This is a genomic window from Neobacillus drentensis (assembly GCF_036966985.1).
Taxonomy (GTDB): domain Bacteria; phylum Bacillota; class Bacilli; order Bacillales; family Cytobacillaceae; genus Neobacillus; species Neobacillus drentensis_E.
Genome location: NZ_JBALSN010000122.1, coordinates 1 through 4863 on the forward strand (window position 1 = coordinate 1; position 4863 = coordinate 4863).

The following is a 4863-nucleotide window of genomic DNA, read 5'->3' on the forward strand; positions in this document are numbered from 1 at the left end:
TGAATAATAGCGTAATGGATAGGAGCGCCGCCGCGAAGTTCGGGTAGCAAGGATGCATGAACATTGATACAGCCGTATTTTGGGGTTTCCAATAATTTATTTGGTAAGATTTGACCAAACGCAGCAGTAACAATTAAATCAGGTTTCAATGATAGGATCTTCTCGAGTTCTTGTTCTTGACGTATTTTTTCTGGCTGAAAGACCGGAATATCATGTTTTAAAGCCTCAACCTTTACTGGAGGGGGAGTCAATATCTTTTTCCTGCCAACTGGTCGGTCTGGTTGTGTCACTACACCAATGACATCATATCCGTCATTAATAATTTGTTGTAAAACTGGCACGGAAAAATCCGGGGTGCCCATAAAAACAATTTTGGTCATTCAGCTTCTACTCCTTTTAACTCATCTTCCTCTAGATATCTTGACACCTTTGTTGTAAATAAAATCCCATCAAGGTGATCGATTTCATGTTGAATGGCTCTTGCGAGGAAGCCCTCTGCTTCTAATGTATATTTTCTTCCTTTACGATCAAATGCCTCAATTTTAACAATATTGGGTCTTGTCACTTCACCAAACAATCCAGGGAAACTTAGACAACCTTCTGGTCCAGTTTGTTCGCCAGCTGTTTCTAAGATTACTGGGTTAATCATTTCAATTGTCCCTAATTCATCATCGATATCAACAATTGCAATGCGTTGGTCTAATCCAATTTGCGGGGCAGCAAGCCCTACCCCATCATATTCAATCATTGTGTCATACATATTATCAAGTACTTTGGCCAGCTTTCTATCAAACTTCACAACTTTCTTGCAAGTCTGTTCAAGTATTTCAGCTGGGTAATTTACTACTTTAAGGATTGGCAATTCATTTCCCCCATTAATGCTGTGCTAAACTTATATGTTGATTTACGCTCCCGGCACTTCGCTTTCCGCGGGCGGTCCGGGGAGCCTCCTCGGCGCTTTGCGCCTGTGGGGTCTCACCGGACCCTTCCTCCAGGAGTCTCGCGCCTTCCGCTCCAATCAGCATGATTATATAACACTGCTTAATTTTTTTTATTGCTTACATTTTCACCAAAAATGCAAATAATTAACCTTTGGAAGCTCAGGTCTTAAGCTGGTTACATTAAAATAAATGGATTCACATCTATTGTTACCAGTAAGCCACTCTTTGTATCTGTTTGATATTGATTCAAAATGGTTTTTAACATTTTTGTCAAGTTCGGTTCCCGCTTGTATTTTATCAGACATTGATAGCGATATCTATTATTAATCCTAGGAATTGGCGAGGCAGCTGGCCCTAAAACGACGGCAGCATTTGAAACCTGGGAGCGGACATAATTAACAATTTTCTCGGTAGCTGTGACGACTGTCATTAACTGTTCATGACTGACAGTAATCAATGATAGATAATAAAATGGTGGATAATGATGTGTTTTCCGCATCATCATTTCTTGTTGATAAAAGAGATCATAATCCTGTGTCCCAGCAAGTTCAACACTATAATGTTCAGGAGTGTAGGTTTGAATAATCACCTCTCCTGGCAACTTGTGACGTCCTGCCCTCCCACTTACTTGTGTTAATAATTGAAAGGTTTTTTCAGAGGCACGAAAATCTGGTAAATGAAGCATAGTATCAGCCGAAAGCACTCCAACTAAGGTGATATTGGGGAAATCCAGGCCTTTAGCAATCATTTGTGTACCGAGGAGAATATCTGCTTTCCCATTTTGAAAATCGGTTAATAATCGTTCGTGGGACCCCTTTCGTCCTGTTGTATCCACATCCATACGAATTACCCTAGCTTCTGGAAGAATTTTTCCCAACTCATCTTCTACCTTTTGTGTACCGGTCCCAAAATAGCGGATATATTCACTGGAGCACTCAGGGCATTGCGTCGGCACATGGCTTTCATAGCCACAATAATGACATTTCATTTGTTCGTGAACACGATGGTAGGTTAGCGATATATCACAATTAGGACAATTCATCACGAACCCGCAATCCCGGCACATCACAAATGAGGAATGTCCACGTTTATTTAAAAATAAAACAGATTGTTGTTTTTTTTCGATACGGTCCTTTAACATTTCAAAAAGCTTGCTTGAAAACATCGAACGATTTCCATTACGAAGCTCTTCGCGCATGTCTATAATCTCCACTGAAGGCAGGGATTGATTATTCATCCGATTAGGAAGCGATAAAAGATGATACACCTTCTTTTGAGCCCTAGCAAATGATTCGAGCGATGGGGTTGCACTTCCAAGTACCACTGGGCAGTGATAGTTTTTTGCCCTTTCGATGGCTACATCCCTGGCATGATAACGAGGCATTTCCTCCTGCTTATAGCTTGTTTCGTGTTCCTCATCAATGATAATGATGCCTAAATTCTCAAATGGTGCAAAAATTGCGGATCTAGCCCCAACTGCTACTTTTACTTCCTTACGTTGAATCTTGCGCCACTCGTCATATTTTTCTCCTGCAGATAAACCACTGTGCAAAACAGCCACTAAATCCCCGAATCTTCCTTTAAAACGATTAACCATTTGAGGGGTAAGCGAAATTTCCGGTACAAGAACAATCGCCTCCTGTCCTCTCTCAATCACCTCTTGGATTGATTGGAGGTAGATTTCTGTTTTCCCACTTCCCGTTACCCCGTACAGCAAAAATACCTCATGTTGATTGGATTCAATGGAGTTTAGAATTGGCGCAATCACGGTTTGTTGGGAAGTGGTTAATGGTAATGGCTTTGTTCTTTTAAACGTCTTATCTTCAAATGGATCACGATATACCTCCATGTCATACTCAATTAGGAGCTTTTTTTCTACAAGAGCTTTAATGGTTGAGGATGTCGTTTTTATTTCCGCGACCAGTTGTCTTAATTCGACTGGTTCAAAGTGATCGACAAAATAACTTAATACTTGTTTTTGTTTTTCTGCTTTCTTAGGGAAACTCTCAATGACCTCTTCTAATTCAGCAACAGAAGTTAATGGACGGACAAACTTAAGTTGTTTCTTTTTGACTTTTTCCTTAACAATGTATGTGACTTCCAGTTTTCCTTTCGCTGCCTCTTTTTGTAATAAGGGAACCATTCCATTTTTTAATGCGACTTCCCAGTCAACCATTGCTTTATTTTCAAAAAGAGCTCGGAGGGGTTCTGATAAATCAGCGAGTTGTACCCCTTCAGCAAGTTTCACTTTTTTTTCATACTTTGCTTTTAATGCAGCAGGAAGCATCACCTGATAGGAAAAAATTTTAAAACAAAGTGTATGTTCGGTCAGCCAATCGCCAAGTTCTAATAATTCTTTGTTTAAAACAGGCTCGAGCTCCATTGGTTCAATAATTTCTCTTAACTTTTTAAATTCTGATTGTGATTTTAATGAAGTGACAAACCCTTGGATCTTTCTAGGACCGAATGGGACGATTACTCTCATTCCAGGCTGGATCACTTCGCTCCACTGCTCTGGAATCAAATAATCGAAGGCCCGGTCCGTTTGTTTTGTCGGTACATCCACAATCACACTAGCTATTTCCATTTTCATCCATATCCTTCAAAAGGGAAGTAATTTCTTCAATAATCATTTTTGCTACATTACTTTTTGACATAAGTGGTAAATTGACTGGGGTTCCTGAGCGTTTATACAGGGTCACAATATTCGTGTCCGTTCCAAACCCTGCCCCTTCCGCTTTCACATTGTTGGCGACAATCATATCAGCATTTTTGGCGGCTAATTTTTTTCTGGCATACTCTTCCACATTTTCCGTTTCAGCGGCAAAGCCAACAAGCACTTGGTTCTTCTTCCTCTTTCCCAGTTCCATCAGAATATCTTTTGTTCTTTCCAATTCAATACTCGAGTCACCAGCTTGCTTTTTTACCTTATGTTCATAGGTGGTTTTCGGACGGTAATCAGCAACGGCTGCTGTTTTTATGACAACATCCGCTAATGAATAATATTCTAAAACAGCATTGTACATTTCCTCAGCGCTTTCCACTTTCACCACTTCGATTCCTAAAGAAGCTGAAAGATTAACCGGACCTGAAACCAATACCACATGTGCCCCTTGTCTTTTTGCCTCTTCAGCTAGCGCATACCCCATTTTCCCTGTCGAATGATTTGAAATAAAACGAACAGGATCAATCTTTTCACGTGTTGGACCGGCTGTTACCACAACAGTTTTTCCTTTTAATGGTTGGTGATCTTGGTTGATAAAAAATTCTCGAATGAGATCCACAATTTTTTCTGGTTCTTCTAAGCGGCCCTTTCCAACATAGCCACAGGCAAGATATCCTTCACTAGGTTCAATGAATTGATAACCATATTCCGCTAAAAGTGATAGGTTTTTTTTCACAGCAGGATGATCGTACATATGTACATTCATAGCAGGGGCAATCCAAACAGGTGAGGTGGCTGCAAGCAGTGTTGTTGTTATCATATTATCAGCGATTCCACTTGCAATTTTCCCAATCGTATTTGCCGTAGCCGGAGCAATTAGAATTAAATCAGCCCAATCTGCTAAATCAATATGTGCAATGACTCGCGGATTGATTTCGTCAAAAGTATCAACATACACTTCATTGCGGGATAATGCCTGAAAGGTTAATGGGGTAACAAACTTTTGAGCTGATTCACTTAAAATAACTTTTACTTGTGCTCCAGTCTGAACAAGCTTACTTGTAAGTGCTGCTGCTTTATAGACAGCGATCCCACCTGTCACACACAATAATATTTTTTTATCTTTCATCATCGCTTCCCCCGCTTCTTAGTCCATTAGTCTTTCTTTTATTATGCAAGAATGAATGCAATTTTTCATCTTTTACCTACTGTCATTCGACAAAATCCACTATAAATAGAATCACCAAAATAAAAGGC

The 4863-nt window shown here is 40.0% G+C and carries 4 protein-coding genes; all 4 read right to left on the reverse strand.

Features of this window, described 5'->3' with window-relative positions:
• On the reverse strand, positions 1-380 hold a 380-nt coding region (locus V7659_RS08440; protein ID WP_335539377.1), incomplete at its 3' end, for a methionyl-tRNA formyltransferase.
• Positions 377-862 carry a peptide deformylase gene (gene def, locus V7659_RS08445; RefSeq protein ID WP_335539379.1) on the reverse strand — a complete coding sequence of 162 codons (486 nt, stop codon included), beginning with the start codon at positions 860-862 and terminating at the stop codon, positions 377-379. The genes def and V7659_RS08440, both read right to left, overlap by 4 nt.
• Positions 863-1116: 254 nt before the next feature.
• Complete coding sequence (priA, locus tag V7659_RS08450) at positions 1117-3528, reverse strand: primosomal protein N' (RefSeq protein ID WP_335539449.1); 2412 nt, start codon at positions 3526-3528, stop codon at positions 1117-1119.
• The gene (coaBC, locus tag V7659_RS08455) at positions 3515-4738 is read right to left on the reverse strand and encodes a bifunctional phosphopantothenoylcysteine decarboxylase/phosphopantothenate--cysteine ligase CoaBC (protein WP_335539380.1); all 1224 of its coding nucleotides are present in this window, start codon (positions 4736-4738) and stop codon (positions 3515-3517) included. Before coaBC ends, priA begins: the two co-directional genes overlap by 14 nt.
• Positions 4739-4863 lie beyond the last annotated feature (125 nt).

What these genes read in the sequence shown, in the direction of transcription:
- priA (WP_335539449.1), bottom strand. Translation starts at nt 3,528, where the DNA reads ATGGAAATAGCTAGTGTGATTGTGGATGTACCGACAAAACAAACGGAC.
- coaBC (WP_335539380.1), bottom strand. Translation starts at nt 4,738, where the DNA reads ATGATGAAAGATAAAAAAATATTATTGTGTGTGACAGGTGGGATCGCT.